At 70.6% G+C, this 15,885-nt stretch carries 14 protein-coding genes; 6 read left to right on the forward strand and 8 right to left on the reverse strand.

Annotated features, from left to right (window positions below):
- Window positions 1-3: 3 nt before the first annotated feature.
- Window positions 4-819, forward strand: coding sequence for a class I SAM-dependent methyltransferase (locus ACIBI9_RS42935; protein ID WP_397231394.1), 816 nt, complete (start codon window positions 4-6; stop codon window positions 817-819).
- Between the two features lie 489 nt (window positions 820-1,308).
- Here the strand turns inward: ACIBI9_RS42935 and serA are convergent, their stop codons facing one another.
- Window positions 1,309-2,898, reverse strand: a complete 1,590-nt coding sequence (gene serA, locus ACIBI9_RS42940) for a phosphoglycerate dehydrogenase (protein WP_397231396.1) — start codon at window positions 2,896-2,898, stop codon at window positions 1,309-1,311.
- Window positions 2,899-3,139: 241 nt separating this feature from the next.
- On the opposite strand from serA, the gene ACIBI9_RS42945 reads away from it, so the two are divergent.
- Both ACIBI9_RS42945 and ACIBI9_RS42950 read left to right on the forward strand, forming a co-directional pair.
- Window positions 3,140-3,994, forward strand: a complete 855-nt coding sequence (locus ACIBI9_RS42945; protein ID WP_397231397.1) for a hypothetical protein — start codon at window positions 3,140-3,142, stop codon at window positions 3,992-3,994.
- A 96-nt stretch (window positions 3,995-4,090) separates the two neighbouring features.
- Entirely contained in the window at window positions 4,091-5,452 is a 1,362-nt protein-coding gene (locus ACIBI9_RS42950) for an MFS transporter (protein WP_397231399.1), read from the forward strand.
- Here the strand turns inward: ACIBI9_RS42950 and ACIBI9_RS42955 are convergent.
- The 3 genes from ACIBI9_RS42955 to ACIBI9_RS42965 are packed head-to-tail and all read right to left on the reverse strand — an operon-like array spanning window position 5,412 to window position 9,165.
- Entirely contained in the window at window positions 5,412-7,970 is a 2,559-nt protein-coding gene (locus ACIBI9_RS42955; RefSeq protein ID WP_397231401.1) for an FtsX-like permease family protein, read from the reverse strand. The two genes, ACIBI9_RS42950 and ACIBI9_RS42955, sit on opposite strands and share 41 nt — an antisense overlap.
- Window positions 7,967-8,647, reverse strand: coding sequence for an ABC transporter ATP-binding protein (locus ACIBI9_RS42960; RefSeq protein WP_397231403.1), 681 nt, complete (start codon window positions 8,645-8,647; stop codon window positions 7,967-7,969). The genes ACIBI9_RS42955 and ACIBI9_RS42960 overlap by 4 nt, the downstream gene beginning before the upstream one ends.
- Window positions 8,644-9,165, reverse strand: coding sequence for a PadR family transcriptional regulator (locus ACIBI9_RS42965; protein WP_397231405.1), 522 nt, complete (start codon window positions 9,163-9,165; stop codon window positions 8,644-8,646). Before ACIBI9_RS42965 ends, ACIBI9_RS42960 begins: the two co-directional genes overlap by 4 nt.
- Before the next feature lie 88 nt (window positions 9,166-9,253).
- Here ACIBI9_RS42965 and ACIBI9_RS42970 point away from each other — a divergent pair, with 88 nt between their 5' ends.
- From ACIBI9_RS42970 to ACIBI9_RS42980, 3 genes are all read left to right on the forward strand, one after another.
- Window positions 9,254-9,805: an FHA domain-containing protein gene (locus ACIBI9_RS42970; protein ID WP_397231406.1), complete on the forward strand. Its 552-nt coding sequence runs from the start codon at window positions 9,254-9,256 to the stop codon at window positions 9,803-9,805.
- 95 nt (window positions 9,806-9,900) lie between these two features.
- Window positions 9,901-11,457, forward strand: a complete 1,557-nt coding sequence (gene dacB, locus ACIBI9_RS42975) for a D-alanyl-D-alanine carboxypeptidase/D-alanyl-D-alanine-endopeptidase (RefSeq protein ID WP_397231408.1) — start codon at window positions 9,901-9,903, stop codon at window positions 11,455-11,457.
- A 188-nt stretch (window positions 11,458-11,645) separates the two neighbouring features.
- Window positions 11,646-12,419, forward strand: coding sequence for a CAP domain-containing protein (locus ACIBI9_RS42980; RefSeq protein WP_397231410.1), 774 nt, complete (start codon window positions 11,646-11,648; stop codon window positions 12,417-12,419).
- A gap of 152 nt (window positions 12,420-12,571) precedes the next feature.
- Here ACIBI9_RS42980 and ACIBI9_RS42985 read toward each other — a convergent pair whose 3' ends face one another.
- Genes ACIBI9_RS42985 through ACIBI9_RS43000 form a run of 4 tightly spaced genes read right to left on the reverse strand, consistent with a single transcriptional unit; the run spans window position 12,572 to window position 15,883 of the window.
- Window positions 12,572-13,345 carry an ABC transporter permease subunit gene (locus ACIBI9_RS42985; protein WP_318787075.1) on the reverse strand — a complete coding sequence of 258 codons (774 nt, stop codon included), beginning with the start codon at window positions 13,343-13,345 and terminating at the stop codon, window positions 12,572-12,574.
- Window positions 13,342-14,091: an ABC transporter permease gene (locus ACIBI9_RS42990; RefSeq protein ID WP_397231412.1), complete on the reverse strand. Its 750-nt coding sequence runs from the start codon at window positions 14,089-14,091 to the stop codon at window positions 13,342-13,344. The genes ACIBI9_RS42985 and ACIBI9_RS42990 overlap by 4 nt, the downstream gene beginning before the upstream one ends.
- Window positions 14,088-14,840 carry an ABC transporter ATP-binding protein gene (locus tag ACIBI9_RS42995; protein ID WP_397231414.1) on the reverse strand — a complete coding sequence of 251 codons (753 nt, stop codon included), beginning with the start codon at window positions 14,838-14,840 and terminating at the stop codon, window positions 14,088-14,090. The genes ACIBI9_RS42990 and ACIBI9_RS42995 overlap by 4 nt, the downstream gene beginning before the upstream one ends.
- The gene (locus ACIBI9_RS43000) at window positions 14,837-15,883 is read right to left on the reverse strand and encodes an ABC transporter substrate-binding protein (RefSeq protein ID WP_397231416.1); all 1,047 of its coding nucleotides are present in this window, start codon (window positions 15,881-15,883) and stop codon (window positions 14,837-14,839) included. Before ACIBI9_RS43000 ends, ACIBI9_RS42995 begins: the two co-directional genes overlap by 4 nt.
- Window positions 15,884-15,885: the final 2 nt, after the last annotated feature.

Genomic DNA, 15,885 nt, shown 5'->3' on the forward strand with positions numbered 1-15,885 from the left:
GGTATGGCGCCGGAAAAGGTGCAACTGACCGGGGAGAAGGCCACGCTGCTCGCCACCCTGTACGGGCGGGCGCTGGACGCGCGGTCCCCGGATCCGATCCTCGGCGACGACCTGGCCGCCGACGTGGTCGAACGCATCGACCACGACTTCAGCACGACCGGGATGAACGCCGGCCTCGCCGTCTCCGTCGCGATCAGGGCGCGGTTCATCGACCGGTGGGCGGCCGAGTTCCTGGCCACCCATCCTGAGGCCACCGTGCTCCATCTGGGCTGCGGCCTCGACACCCGCGTCCACCGGCTGGACCCGCCGCCCACCGTCCGCTGGTACGACGTGGACTACCCCGACGTGATCGAGCTGCGGCGGCACCTGTTCCCCGAGCGGCCCGGCTACCGCCTGATCGGCTCGTCGGTCACCGAGCTGGGGTGGCTGGAGCAGGTCCCGGACCGCGCCCCTGTGCTGGTCGTGGCCGAGGGCCTGCTCTACTATCTCGATCCCGGCGAGGGCCGGGCCCTCATCAGGGCGATCGTCGACCGCTTCCCCGCCGGCCGGTTCGTCTTCGACGCGGTGAGCCCGCTCGGGCTCAAGACGCAGAAGTTCAACAGGCCGGTGCGCAAGGCGGACGCTCACCTGGTCTGGGGCATCGACGGGCCAGGCGAGCTGCTGGCGATCCATCCGAAACTGCGCTGCCTGAGCGCGGTGAGCGTGTTCGACATCGAGGGGTTCGACCGCCTGCCGACGCCGCACCGCGTGGCGGCCCGGATCGCCGGGCTGCTGCCGGGGGTGAGACGGGCGGCGGTGTTCTACCGGCTCGGATTCTGAGGGGCGCCGCCGTTGTCCCTGCGGTCCAGGGCGGTCTGCAGGGCCTGCACGGCCTCGTCCTCATGCTCCTCGGCACGGTTCCAGGCATACATCTCGTACATGTGACTCATCTCATTTCGCGAGCGCGTTCCAGAAGGGGGGCCGGAGCTGCGTTTGATTGCCGAGCCCGCTCGGAGGACTGTGATGGATGTCCTCGCTACGCTGCGGATCCATCACAGCGCTCGAACCCGACCGGGCCTGTCTCTCGTGGGGTCCGGATCACGGACCGGACGAATGGGACTTATTGGCCGACACACCACGACGCTCCGCGGCGAGTCGTCGACCTGCCCTAACAGGCCCCGCCGCGGCAGGTAATAAGTACGAGCACCTGGCGCATTACCAGCAACAGTACCCCAGCAATCTCATTGGACGTCCTAGTATCTTGCATGCTGAGACAGCAAAGGCCGCCACCCGGAATCCGGGCGGCGGCCTTCAGGCCGGGAAGGAGGCTCAGCCCTCCAGGTCCACGGAGCGGCCGCTCTCGGCGCCGATCTCGCTCATGATCTGGTCGATCACGTCGGCCGGGATCGCCGAGTCGACGGTCAGCGCGATGAGCGCGTTGCCGCCCTTGGTGGAGCGGGCCACCTGCATCGAGGCGATGTTGACGCTGTGCTCGCCGAGGAGGCGGCCGACCACGCCGACGATGCCGGGACGGTCGGTGTAGGTGAAGAACGCGAGGTGGGCCGTCGGCTCGATCTCCATCTCGTAGCCGTTGACCTCGACGATCTTCGTGATCTGGCGCGGGCCGGAGAGCGTGCCGGACACCGAGACCTGGCGTCCGTCGGCGAGCACGCCGCGCACGGTCACCACGTTGCGCCAGTCGGGGCTCTCCGAGCTGGTCACCAGCTCCACGGTGAGACCGCGGTCCTTGGCCAGCAGCGGCGCGTTGACGTAGGTGACCTGCTCCTCGATCACGTCGGTGAACACGCCCTTGAGGGCGGCCAGCTCGATCACCCGCACGTCCTCGGAGGCGATCTCGCCGCGCACCTCGATGTCGAGCTTGGTGGCCACCTCGCCGGCCAGGGCGGTGAACACCCGACCGAGCTTCTCGGCCAGCGGCAGGCCCGGCTTGACGTCCTCGGCCACCACGCCGCCCTGGACGTTGACCGCGTCCGGCACGAACTCGCCCGCGAGCGCCAGCTTCACGCTCCGCGCGACCTGGGTGCCGGCCTTCTCCTGGGCCTCGTGCGTGGAGGCGCCCAGGTGCGGCGTGACGACGACCTGGTCGAGCTCGAACAGCGGGCTGTCGGTGCACGGCTCCTTGGAGAACACGTCGAGACCCGCTCCCGCGACGCGCCCCTCCTTGACCGCCGAGTAGAGGGCGCTCTCGTCAACGATGCCGCCGCGGGCGACGTTGATGATGCGCACCGACGGCTTGACCTGGTGCAGCTCCCTGTCGCCGATGAGACCGACGGTCTCCTTGGACTTGGGCAGGTGGACGGTGATGAAGTCGGCCTGCTTGAGCACCTCTTCGAGGCTGAGGAGCTTGACGCCCATCTGCGCGGCGCGGGCCGGCGGCAGGTAGGGGTCGTAGGCGATCAGCTCGACACCGAACGGCTGCAGCCGCTGGGCCACGAGCTGGCCGATCTTGCCCAGGCCGAGGATGCCGATGACCTTCTCGTCGAGCTCGACACCGGTGTACTTGGAGCGCTTCCACTCACCGTTCTTCAGCGCGGCGTGGGCCTGGGCCGTGTTGCGCGCACTGGCCAGGATGAGCGCGATGGTCTGCTCGGCGGCGCTGGTGATGTTGGAGGTCGGCGCGTTGACGACCATGACACCGGCCTTGGTGGCGGCTTCGACGTCGACGTTGTCGAGGCCGACGCCGGCGCGGGCGACCACGCGCAGCTTCGGCGCGGCGGCGATGGCCTCGGCGTCGACCTGCGTGGCGGAGCGCACGATCAGGGCGTCCACCTCGGCGAGAGCGGGCAGGAGCTGGGAACGGTCGGCGCCGTCGGTGTGGCGGACCTCGAAATCAGCGCCGAGTACGGCGAGGCCAGCCTCGGACAGCTCCTCTGCGACCAGAACGACGGGCTTGTTCACTGGTGTGGATCCTTAACGGCACGGCGGGCATTCAGGGGACACGTCCACGGATCCCCCGACGGTCCCACAGAGTCTATCTGGGGCTTGTGAACGCGTTCACGAGGCACCCACGATGTGAGACAAGCTCCGCCGTACCCCCTGGGGAAGAAACTCATCCACTCCGCTCACATCTTTGTCTTGATCGGGAGATTTATTCGCCATTAGCCTGATAAGCCGTGGCCGAGTACCTAGGGTTCGTCTTATGAGCATCGGGAATCCTGCGCTTGCCGACGTGCTCGCTCAGCATGGCACTCCGCATCGCCTGCTGGGCGCTCTCGCCGACGGTGGAGTCCTGGTGGCAGTGCGGCCAGACCGCTCGGTCGTCCTCGGGACGACCCAGGCCGGAGACCGGGTGTTGCTCGGTTACACCGGCGCTGCCACCTATGCCAGGCACCGCGGCAGTCATTCCCTATCGGCGTGCGACGCCGACACCATCCTGGACATCCAGCGCGTCACCGGCGTGCGGGAGATCGTGATCGACGCGGCCGGACCAGCCGCCGCGGCTGTGCCCATCGACGACCTCCAGCGCTTCATGTCCTCGACGCGCACGGGGCCGACGCCCGTCCTCTCGGGGGCGGTGCCGGCCGCGTACGCGACGGGGGCGATGGCGACCGTGTCACGCGGTGCCGCGCTGGCCCAGGTGGCACCTCCGACTCCGCAGGCGCCCACGCTGCCGTGGGTGCCCGCGCCCCGGCCGCACCTGTCGGGGCCCATGCAGCAGGTGGACCCCGGCTACCGCCGGTGCGCCCACCCGATCCTGCCCGCGCTGCGGCAGGCCATCGGGCTGCTGCTCATGGACTTCCCGCTCGTGCACCACGTCTGGATCTCCGAGGCGCGCACGGCGTCCGGGGCTCCGGGGATCATGCTGCACGTGAAGGTGCACATGTCCGCGGCCGAGGACGTCGTACGCGACCTGCACCGCCTGGTACGCGCCCGGCTGCCGCAGTTCGCGGCCTCCGGGGCGCCGATCCTCATGGCGAGGGTGGCGGACGCGCGCAGCGAGCAACGGATGATCGAGATCGGCGCGCACGTGGTGTGCGCCAACGTCATCGACTGACGCGACCCAAGAGCCGCGGGGCCCGGGCGACCGGGCCCCGCGGCATGGGAAAAGTGGGCCCTCCCAAACAAGCTCTCGCTCGGCTTCAATGAGGGAATGATCACACCGGCGGTCAGCGCGTCCACGGTCTCCAGGGGCGTGCGCCTCGGCTACGGCGTGGGGTCCTTCTGCACGGCCACGGTCACCGCCGTGCCCGGCCTGCTCCTGCTGTACTACATGACCAATTTCCTGGCCGTGCCCGCCTGGCTGGCCGGGGTCGTGGTGACCGCGCCCAAGGTCTGGGACCTGGTCGTCAACCCGCTGATCGGCCGCTGGTCGGACCGGACCCGGTCGCGGCTGGGCCCCCGGCGCCCCTGGCTGCTGGCGGGCGCCTGCACGCTGCCGATCGCGTTCTTCCTGGTGTTCGCGGGGCCGCCGCTGACGGGCGTGCCCGCCGCCCTTTACGTGGGGGTGTGCTTCCTCGCGACGGCGACGGCGTACGCGCTGTTCGAGGTGCCGTACAAGGCGATGCCCGGCGAGATGACCCACGACTATCACGAGCGCACCGCGCTGCTGCAGTGGCGCATGGTCTTCATCGGCGCGGCCACCGCGATCAGCGGCGTGCTCGCCCCGGCCATCGTCACGAGCCAGGGCGAGCACGGCACGCTGGACAGCTACCGGCTGATGGCCACGGTGATCGCGGTCATCCTGCTCCTCGCCATGCTGGGCTCCTTCTTCGGCACCGCCCGCGCGCCCATGACCGGCGCGCCGGAGGCGGACCGGGGAGGGTGGCGCGAGCAGTTCGCCGCGATCAAGGGCAACCGGCCGTTCCTGTGGCTGACCATGCTGGCCTGCACGCAGATGCTCGCCGTGAGCATGATGCTGGCCGCCGCGCCGTACTTCGCCGCGTACACGCTCGGCTCGCCGAAGGCCACGCAGACGCTCTTCGCCGCACTGGTCGGCCCGATCCTGCTGACGATGCCGCTGTGGGTGCGGCTGGCCAAGCGCTTCGACAAGCGGGGCGCGATGATCCTGGCGGCGCTCCTGTACGCGGGCGGCACGACGGCGGCCATGGCCACGCCGGTCCTTGGCCTGGTGTGGGCGCACGTGACGATCCTGGTGGTCGGCGTCGGCTACGCCGGGGTGCAGCTGCTGCAGTTCTCGATGCTGGCGGACGTGATCGCGGCGGACGCCGCCGAGACCGGCAAGCGGCGGGCGGGCGTGCTGACCGGGCTGTGGACGGCCATCGAGAGCGGCGTCAGCGCGTTCGGCGCGCTGATCTTCGGGGTGATCCTGTCGATCGGCGGCTTCATCGAGTCCGAGCCGAGCAGGCCGGTCGAGCAGCCGGACAGCGCGGTGACCGCGGTCCTGATCGGACAGACCGCGGTCCCCGCGCTGATCATCTTCCTGTCGGTGCTGATGACGCTGAAGTACCGGCTCAAGCCACCCGGCGAGCCGGCACCAGACGCGTCCGCGTGAACAACGCCGCCGTCAGCGCCGCCAGCAGGGGCAGCCCCACTACGACCCCGACCAGGAAGAGCCAGGGGACGGCGATCGTCGTGGCTCCCGGGTTGAAGAGCTCCATGGTCCCGTAAACCCGCCGGGTCAGCGGCCAGGTCAGCGCGATGCCGCTGACGGTGCCCGCCACCAGGCCCACCAGGGCGCCGAGGCCGGAGATGTAGGCGGCCTGGGCCGCCACCACGAGCCTGCGGACCCGCGCCGTCCCGCCAACCGCGGACAGGGTGTCGAGGTCCGGGCGCATGTCGGCGGCTGCCAGCCCGGTGGCCGCGAACGTGCCGCCGAGCACCAGGACCAGCGCGGCCGCGAGCAGGATCAGCAGGGTGACGAAGCGGCTCTCGGCGTTGCCCCGCTCCACGATGGCGTAGGCCTGTTCGCCGATGAGGACCTTGATCTCCGTGGTCAGACGGTGGTCGTCGACATCTGTGTACGCCGCGTAGAAAGTCCGTTGCAGCACCTTGAGCCCCGCCTGCGTCACCACGGACGGCGGGATCAGCACGCCTGTCTGACCGGCCTCGGCCGGTGCCGCCGCCACGGCGGGAACCCGTAGGGTCGTGACCGGCTTCTGGTCCCAGTCCTCGACCTGGATCGTGATCAGGCCGTCGCGCACCGCGCCCGGGCTCAGCGCCACGGCCTTGCCCGCCGCCAGTGCCGCCGCCGCCTGCGGATCCCTGCGTTGCTGGAGGAAGGCGAGCACCCCTTCGTCGGCCACCTCAACGGAGCCGTAGTCATGGTCGGCAGGGTCGCATGTGGAGGGTGTGCAGCCCTCCGGCCAGGCGACTCTCAGATCGAGGGGCTCGCCCTGTGCGTCCTTCACGTCCAGCCCGTTGACCAGGCTCACCCCTGGCAACTTCTGCTGGACGAGCGCCCGCACCCGTGCCCACCCCTGATCGTCGGTCTTCCAGGCACGGATCACCGTGGTGCCCGCGGGGACGTTCGAGTTCCGATGCGCCTCCTGGTCGACATAGTCGCTGTTGAGGCCGATGCCCAGCGTGACGGCCCCCATGGTGGCCGCCATGACCGCGGCGGTGGCGGAGGCCGTACGTACGCGGTGGCGGGCGGCGTCGCGCACGGACAGGCGCAGCGGGAGCGGCAGCCGCCCGGCGAGCCGCCCTGTCGCCTGGACCAGCCACGGCATCAGCGCCACGAGCCCGAACACCACCAGCGTCGAGGCCAGCGCGACCGACAGCATGCCCCGGTGCAGGGCGAACCCTGTCGCGGCCAGCCCGAGCAGCACCAGCACGGTCCCGAGCACGGGACGGCCCGCGCGGCCGGGTGTGTCCACGGCGGCGCGCCCGGCCAGCACGTGTACGGGGCTCTGCCGGCTCGCCTGGATCGCGGGCACGATCGCCGCGGTCAGTCCGCTCACCACGCCCAATACGGCCACGCCGAGCACCTGCGCCCACGGAACGTCCGCCGGGCCGTGCGTCCAGTCCAGCCAGCGGGCCGCGAACCACTCCGCCACCAGCCCAGCGCCGATGCCCAGGGCGGCGCCCAGCAGGGCCGCCGCACCGCCGAGCACCAGGCCGTCGGCCAGCACGATGGTCTTGAGGTGCCGCCCGGAGCCGCCCTGCGCGGCGATCACGGCGAGCTCCCTGCGCCTGCGGCGCAGCCCGACCGCGAAGGCGGGGCCCGCGAGCAGGACGGTCTCGGTCACGATGAGCACGACGGCGACACCCAGCTCGACCAGCCCGTGCAGATCCCGGGGGCCTGAGTCGCCGGCGCCGGAGCGCTCGATCAAGACCCGGGACTTGACGGCCAGACCTACCTTGTTGAGCCTCCGCACGTCCGGCCACTGGACGGGGGCGGCGGTGTCGATGAGCCAGCCGCTGTCGTTGCCGTCGTTCTGGTGCGGGAGCAGCCCTTCCGGCAGGGCCAGCATCTCGCGCAGGCCGGGCCGGTTCGGATGCTCGGCGACCCCGACCACCCGCACGGTGCGGTCCGGCCGCCATGTCTTGATCGTGTCGCCGATCCGGACCCCGCCGTCGATCAGCGCGGGGGACACGGCGACCTCGCCGGGCGCGGCGGCGAACCTGCCCTCGACCAGGCGGCGCATCCCGCTGGTCAAGGGGTCGCGCAGGTCGGCCTCGAACACGTCGACCCGGCTGTAGCCGTCCACCAGGCGGGCCTGCACGATGTTCGCCTGGTAGCGGAGCAGGCGGCCCTGGAGCAGCGTGCCGATCTCGGCGGGCGTCCACGGCCGCTGGGACCGCGGCGCCTCGCGCACATTGCTGATCTCCCCGTCCGCGCGCTGCTCGACCGGGGCGCGGGACGGACTCGTGGCGATGCGGGCGTCGGCCGCCCCCAACACCGAGTCCAGCTTGTCGCGGGCGGTGATGCTCGTGGTGGCAGCGGCGGTGAGCGCCGCCGTGATGACCAGGACGGGCAGGCCGATCATCACCATGATCAACGCGGTGCGGCCCTTGAAGCGCAGGGCGTCCCTGCGGGAGATGCGCAGGGCGGCGCGGAAGGCGCTCATCGGGCACTCTCCAGCCGCACCGCGCTCGACTCCACGATCGCGCCGTCACGCAGGTAGACCACCCGGTCGGCCCAGCCCGCGTACCGCGGTTCGTGGGTGACCAGCAGGACTGCCGCGCCCTGGTCGCAACGGGTGCGCAGCAGCTGCAGGATCTCGTCCCCGGTGGCGGTGTCGAGCGCGCCGGTCGGCTCGTCGGCCAGCAGCAGCCGCCGCTCGCCGGCCAGCGCCCTGGCGATGGCCACGCGCTGGCGCTGCCCGCCGGACAGCTCCTCGGGGAAACGGCCGGCGACCTCCCCGGCCCCCACCTCGGCGAGCACGGCCAGCGCCTCCTCGCGGGCTGCCCCGGAGCGCACGCCGTCGAGCTCCCTCGGCAGCATCACGTTCTCGGCGGCCGTGAGGGACGGGATCAGGTTCAGGTCCTGGAAGACGTACCCGACGCTGGTGCGCCTGAGCGCGGCCAGGTCCTTGACCCTGGCCAGGTCCTCGCCCTCGATCGTCACGGTCCCCGACGTGGGCCGGTCGAGACCGCCCGCCACGTTGAGCAACGTCGACTTGCCCGAGCCCGACGGGCCCATGACCGCGACCAGCTCCCCCGCCGCCACCTCCAGGCTCACGCCCTTCAGGGCCTGCACCTGGCCGTGCTCGCGGGTGACGTCCCGCAAACTCACCACAGTCATCGTTCTTGCTCCTTGGACATCTGCTTGGAAACGGCCTCGCAGTGGTCCAGCCAGCGCTGCTCCGCCTCTGCCTTGAAAATCAGCGAGTCGAGGACCAGCCGCTGTGCGAACCCTCCTGTCGCGGCCCTCTTGGCCCGGGTCAGCTCCTGCAGCCCGCGCATGGTGGCCACGCGCTGGGTCTGGATGACCTCGGCCACGTCCAGGTCACCGGCCACGGCCATCGCGATCTTGATGGCCAGCTCGTCCCGAGGCCGGTCGGCCTGGGCGACGGGGGTGCTGAACCATCGCTCCAGCTCCTCCCGACCGGCCTCGGTGATCGTGTAGACCGCGCGGCCCTGCTCGTCGGCTCCCCCTGGCGCCACCAGGCCATCGCGCTCAAGCCGGGAGAGCGTCGTGTAGACCTGGCCGATGTTCAGCGGCCAGGTCGCCCCCGTGGACGCCTCGAACTCAACCCTGAGCTGATAGCCGTAACGCGGTCCGCTGCTCAGCAGCGCGAGCAGTCCGTGTCTGATCGACATGGATACTGAGTATGCATACTGAGTATGCCCATCGCAAGCGATCCGCGTTTTCTGGACAGCGAGCGCCCTTCAGTCCGATACTCGCTACATGAGCTCGACCCAGCCGCCTTTTCGTGCATCAGACGGGGAACGCGACCGCGCGATCGACGAGCTCAGGGACCAGGCCGTGGAGGGCCGGATCTCCCACGACACGTTCGTGGGCCGGGTTGACCAGGCGCTGCGCGCGCAGAGCCGGCACGAGCTCGACGAGCTGGTCGCGGACCTGCCGCGCAAGCCGACGATCAGGCAGCGGCTGACCGACGCCGTCTCGTCGGTCTCCGAGTTCACCACCCGGATGCAGTCCGCGTGGCGGCGTCCCCGGCTGCCCAAGCTGGCGCTGCCCGACGACGACCGGCTGCGTTACGTGGTGGGGCGCGGGTCGGCGTGCGACCTCGTCCTGTCGGACTTAACCGTCTCCCGAGTCCACGCCGAGCTGCGCCGCGAGGGCGACGGCGGGTGGATGCTGGTGGACCTCGGCTCGCTCAACGGCACCCGGCTCAACGGGTGGCGGCTGGTGGGGCCGGCGAGGGTGCGGTCGGGTGACGAGATCTCGTTCGGCGACTGCGGTTTCATGGTGACCTCGGGCCAGCCGTCCCTCTGACGCCCCGCCCGACATATACGGATATTTGCGGATTGCAGATGGTCCGCGGCGGTCCATGCTGGCATGGCGACTCCCCAGTCATTTGGAGACCCCCCATGCGGCGTACCTCAGCATCCCTCGTCGCGGGCGCGCTCGTCGCGGCCCTCGCGTGGGCGTCCAGCCCCTCCTCCCCGGCCGTCGCCCTGGAGCCCTCCGCGGGCGTGGCGGACCTCACCCAGGACATCAACCAGATCCTCAGCGACTCCCGGCTCACGATCGCCAGGGCGGGCGTGGTCGTCAAGAGCGCCGCCACCGGCGAGGAGCTGTACGCCACGGACGCGGGCAAGCTCCTGACCCCCGCTTCCAACACCAAGCTCTTCACCTCCGCCGCCGCCGCCGAGACCCTCGGGCTCGACTACCGCTTCCCCACCACCGTGCTCTCCTCGGGCCGCAAGGCCGGGTCGGTGCTGGCCGGCGACCTGGTGCTGCGCGGGACCGGCGACCCGACCATGCTGGCCGACGACTACGACGCGCTGGCCGCCAAGGTCGCCGCCGCGGGCGTCAAGGTCGTGACGGGCAAGCTGGTGGCCGACGACACCTGGTTCGACGCGCAGCGGCTCGGCAACGACTGGTCGTGGGACGACGAGACCGCCTACTACGCCGCGCCCATCTCCGCGCTGACCGCCTCCCCCGACAGGGACTACGACGCCGGCTCGGTGATCGTCTCCGTCGCTCTGTCGCCGGGGGCCGACGGTGACAAGGTCAAGGTGTCCACCACGCCGGAGACCGGCTACCTGAAGATCGTCAACAGGGCCACGGTCGGCTCGGCGACCGACGTGCTCATCGAGCGCCAGCACAGCACCCGCACCGTCGTGATCACCGGCACGGTCAAGGACCCGTACCAGGAGTGGGTGGCCGTGGACGACCCCACGGCGTACGTCGCGTCGCTGTTCCGCTCGTCGCTGAGCAAGCACGGCGTCAAGGTGCTCGGGCCGACCGCCGCGGGCGCCGCCCCGGCCGAGGCCAAGGAGCTGGCCAGGCACGAGTCGATGACGCTGGGCGAGCTGCTGGTCCCGTTCATGAAGCTGAGCAACAACATCCACGCCGAGATCCTCACCAAGGCCATGGGCCGCAAGGTCGCCGGTCAGGGCACGTGGTCGGCCGGGCTCAAGGTCAGCACCGACTTCGCCAAGGCCAACGGGGTGCAGGTCATCAACATGCGGGACGGCTCCGGGCTGTCGCGCCGCGACGGCTTCTCGCCGGGCTCGATCGTGCAGCTGCTGACGGCGGTGCGGAGCAAGCCCTGGTTCGACACCTGGTACGAGTCCCTGCCCATCGCGGGCAACGCCGATCGCTTCGTGGGCGGCACCCTGCGCAGCCGGATGCGGAACACGCCGGCCGCGAACAACGTCCACGCCAAGACGGGCTCGCTGACCGGGGTGACCTCGCTGTCCGGGTACGTCAAGAGCGCCGAGGGCGAGCCGCTGATCTTCTCGATCATGCTGAACCAGTACCTGTCCGGCTCCCCCAAGGACATCGAGGACAAGATCGCCATCCGGCTCGCCCAGTTCACGCGCGCCACCGCGACGGCCGACGCCACGCAGCTCCGCGCCACGGAGCAGGGCGAGGCGGGCGACCTCGAATGCTCCTGGCTGAAGCCCGTTCAGTGCTAGCCATCACCTGAAACCGCGCGGCCCCCTGACGCCCAGGGGGCCGCTGTGGTTTACCGGGATCGAGGTGGCCGGATCACGATTCAGCCACTTGGAGCTCCAGGTTAGGTCTGAAATTTCCGTACATAGCCGACCCGGGAGCGCCAGAATGCGGGTTCGACGCAATGTCGAGCCCTGAACCGGAGGAAAGAATGCGCGCACAGCTCCAGGCACTCATCTGCCTCGGGAGTCTGGCGGCGTTGAGTTTCCCCGCGACCGCCGCGCAGGCGGCCCCCCAGGCCGCCTCGGCGCCGGCGTGCCGCGTGGTCGCGGCCAAGCCGGTCGTGACCAGGGGCGTGGTTCGGGGCACCGCCGCCAGGACGGGCTGCACCGACCAGGCCCGGCTCAGGGTACGCATCCAGGTCGTCACGTCGGGCCCCGACCGGGTCCTCAAGAGCGGCTCGAAGCTGGTCGGCACCGGGCGGATCACGGCAGCCGTGCAGTGCTCCCCCACCCCACGCGGCTACTACGTGGTCGCGGTCGACTCGAAGGGGCGCAGCAGCCGCTCGCGCCCGGTGAGGCTGTCGTGCGCGTCGGGCGGCGGCTTCGCGTCCCCGATCGAGACGGAGGTCGTCAAGCTCACCAACCAGGCCAGGGCGAAGAAGGGCTGCCGGCCCCTCATCCACGACCCCAGGCTGCACCTCGCCGCCGAACGCCACTCGGCCGACATGGGGGCCAACGACCGCTTCACGCACAACTCGAGCAACGGGCGCACGTTCGACCAGCGCATCAAGGCCGCCGGTTTCTCCTTCAGCTCAGCCGCCGAGAACATCGCCACGGGCCAGCCCACCGCGGAGGCCGTGATGAGGGACTGGCTCAAGAGCTCAGGACACCGGGCGAACATCCTCAACTGCTCCTTCACCCACATCGGTGTCGGGCACAACGCCAAGGGACCCTCCTGGACGCAGGACTTCGCCGCCCAATGAGCTGAGCCGAACCCACTGAGCCAAGGGAGCGTCGGGCCTCCACCGGCCACACCCGCCGGTATCCCACCGCACGCCCACGCGCTCCCTTCCGAGCGGGCCCGGCCGCGCCTCCCCCGCACACAGGACCGCGGCCGGGCCCGCACACTCCCCGCTTACGAGCGGTCGGAGAAGCGGGCCAGGACCAACGACTCGACCACGCCGACGACCGCGTACGCCAGGATCGACACGGCGGTGACCACCACGATGTCCGCCCACACCTCGTCGTAGCGGAAGCCGCCGATCGCCCGCAGGATCTCGGCGCCGATCCCCCGCCCCGTGGCCAGCCACTCCGCGATGAGCGCCCCGATGATCGAGGCGGGCACGGAGATCCGGGCCGAGGCGAAGACGGAGGGCATCGCGGTCGGCACGGCCACCTTGCGCAGCACGGTCAGGCGCGTCCCGCCGTACGCCATGATCAGGTCGGTGGCCTGCGGCGAGGCGGAGCGCAGCCCGAAGGCGATGTTCACGAGCGCGGGGAAGAAGACCACGATGCCGCCGATCACGGCCACGCCCAGCAGGTCACGGCCGAAGATCAGGGTGATCAGCGGCGTCATCACCACGAGCGGCACCGACCGCAGCAGCATCGCGACCGGCATGAACGTCTGCTCGACGGTCCTGAACAGCACGAACGCGACCGCCACCACCATGGCGGCGATCATCCCGCTGGCGAACCCGATGGCCGCGTCCCTGATCGTGATGCCCAGCGCGCCGAACACGGCCTCGCGGTGGGCGGCCGACGAGGTCAGGTACTCCCAGACCTGCGGCGGGCGCTTGCCGACGAGCGGGCTGATCCCGAACGCCTCCAGGGCCACCCACCACGCGGCCACGACGATGACCACCGAAGGAACCAGCGGCCCGACGATCCTCAGCACGGTGCGGCCGATCACTGTGACTCGCCTCTCGACCAGGGGGTGACCACGCGGGCGACGAGGGCGACGAGCGCGTACCCGAGCCCGGCGATCAGCCCGGACACGAGCGCGAGCCCCCACGTGCGCGGCACCTGGAACTGCTGCTGGGAGATCATCAGGGAGACGCCCAGCCCGGCGTCGTTGCTGCCGAGGTACTCGCCGATGATCGCGCCGAGCAGCGCGGAGGGCGCGGAGATCTTCAGGCCCGCGAACGTGCTGGGCAGGGCGGAGATGATCTGCACGTAGCGGAGCCTGGCCAGCCGGCCGCCGCCGTACACGGTGACGACGTCCAGGCTCGCCCGGTCGGCGGAGCGCAGCCCGAGCAGGGCGCCGATGAGCGTGGTGAAGAAGACGGAGATGGCCGCGAGGAAGACCGCGGTGGCATCGCCGCCGAAGACCACCAGCACGATGGGCCCGATGGCGAGCAGCGGGATGCAGTAGCTGATGACGGCGAGCTGGGTGGCGACGGCCTCCAGCGGGGGCACGAGCAGCACCAGCAGGGCCACGCCGATGGCCAGCCCGTTGCCCCACAGAAAGCCCTGGACCGCCGCGCCCAGCGTGGCCGAGACGTTGGGGCCGTAGAAGGCCCAGCCGTCGGCGCCCATGGCGGCCAGCACAGCCCACGGGGTGGGCACCGCGCCGCCGTCCGCGAACACGGTCGCGGCGAGCAGCCACCACAGCGCGACGAGCGCGACGACGCCGAGCAGCCCCTGGACGCGCCTCATGCGCCGTGCCCGAACAGCAGGTCGCTGAGGTGGTCGTGGATCGCGTGGAACTCGGGCGTACGCATCATCTCGGGGGTGCGGGGCCGGGGCAGGCCGATCTCCACCATCTCGATGACCCGTCCCGGGCGCGGGCTCATGACGGCGACCACGTCCGAGAGGAAGACGGCCTCGCCGATGCCGTGGGTGACCATGAGCGTCGTGGCGGGCTTCTCGGTCCAGATGCGCAGCAGCTCCAGGTTGAGCCGCTGCCTGGTCATGTCGTCCAGGGCGCCGAACGGCTCGTCGAGCAGCAGCACGCTGGGCTTGACCACCAGCGCGCGGGCGATGGACACGCGCTGCCGCATGCCGCCGGACAGCTCGGCGGGCCGGGCCTTCTCGAAGCCCTCCAGCCCGACCAGCTTGACCAGGTCCTCGATCACGCCGGGCTCCGGCTTGAGCCCGGCGACCTCCAGCGGCAGCCGGATGTTGGCCGCGACGCTGCGCCAGGGCAGGAGCGCGGAGTCCTGGAAGGCGATGCCGAGGTGGTGGCTCCTGCGCAGCTCCTCAGGGGTCTCGCCGTTGACCCGGATCTCGCCCGACGTGGGCTCCTCCAGCCCGGCGAGGATGCGCAGCACCGTGGACTTGCCGCAGCCGGAGGGGCCGAGCAGCGACAGGAACGAGCCCTTCGGCGTCTGGATGTCGACTCCCTGGAGCGCGGTCACTCCCTTGCCGAAGGACTTGCTCAGCCCCGCGATGCTGATCCCCGTCATGACAGCTTCAGGCTCGGGTCGGCCTTGTAGATCTCGTCCAGGATCGTCAGGTCGAAGAGCTGCTCGGCCTTGATGTTCAGGCCGGCCTTGGCGAGCGAGGCGATGTTCTGCTCGATCAGCTCCGGCGTCATCGTGAACAGGCCGTTGGCCTTGACGTCGGGGGTGACCACGAGCTCGTTCTGCATCTTGGCCTCCTCGGTCTGCTCCTTGACGTCGAGGTTCTGGTCCTTGCCGTAGACGGTGGCGGCCAGCTCGGCGGACTTGGCCGGGTCGGCGACGGCATCCTTCCAGCCCTTGATCTCGGCGGTCAGGAACGCCTTGAGCTTGTCGCGCTCCTTGTCGATGGTCTCCTGCGTCACCGTGAACGTCTCGGCGACCAGCGGCAGTCCGGCGTCGGCGAACAGCAGGTAGGCGGGGTCGTGGCCCTGCATCCGCAGCCGTACGGGACCGCTGGTGACGTAGCCGACGTAGCCGTCGAGCTGCCCGGAGGTGAGCATCGAGGGGTCCGACTGGAACGGCACGCGGGTCACGCTCGACGGGTCGAGGTTGTTGGCCTTGAGCAGCGCGTTCCAGACCAGCTCGTTGGAGTCCTGGACGCCGATCTTCTTGCCGGCGAGGTCCTTGGCCTCCTTGATCGGGTTCTTGTTGAGCGAGACGATCGCGAACGGGTTCTTCTGGAAGGTCGCGCCGACGATCTTCAGCTGGGCGCCCTGCAGGACGGCCGGGGCGGTGATCGTGGGCGCGGACAGGCCCGCCCAGCAGCGGCCCGTGGCCAGGCCCGACTCGACCGAGGTCCCGGAACCGCCGCCCGACAGCAGCTCGACCTGCGAGAATCCGGCGGCCTTGAAGTAGCCCTTGGTGTCCGCGAAGTACTCGCCGGCAAACTCGACGTTCTTCTTCCAGGAGAGCTGGAGCTTGACGGAGCCCAGCCCGCTCGCTCCGCCGCCGGCGGCCGGGGTCTCGCCGCAGGCGGCCAGGCCGAGCGCCAGACCGGCCAGACCTGTTGTCCGCAGAAACGCGCGGCGGTCGAGGGAAATAGCCATAA

This window comes from Nonomuraea sp. NPDC050451 (assembly GCF_044458585.1).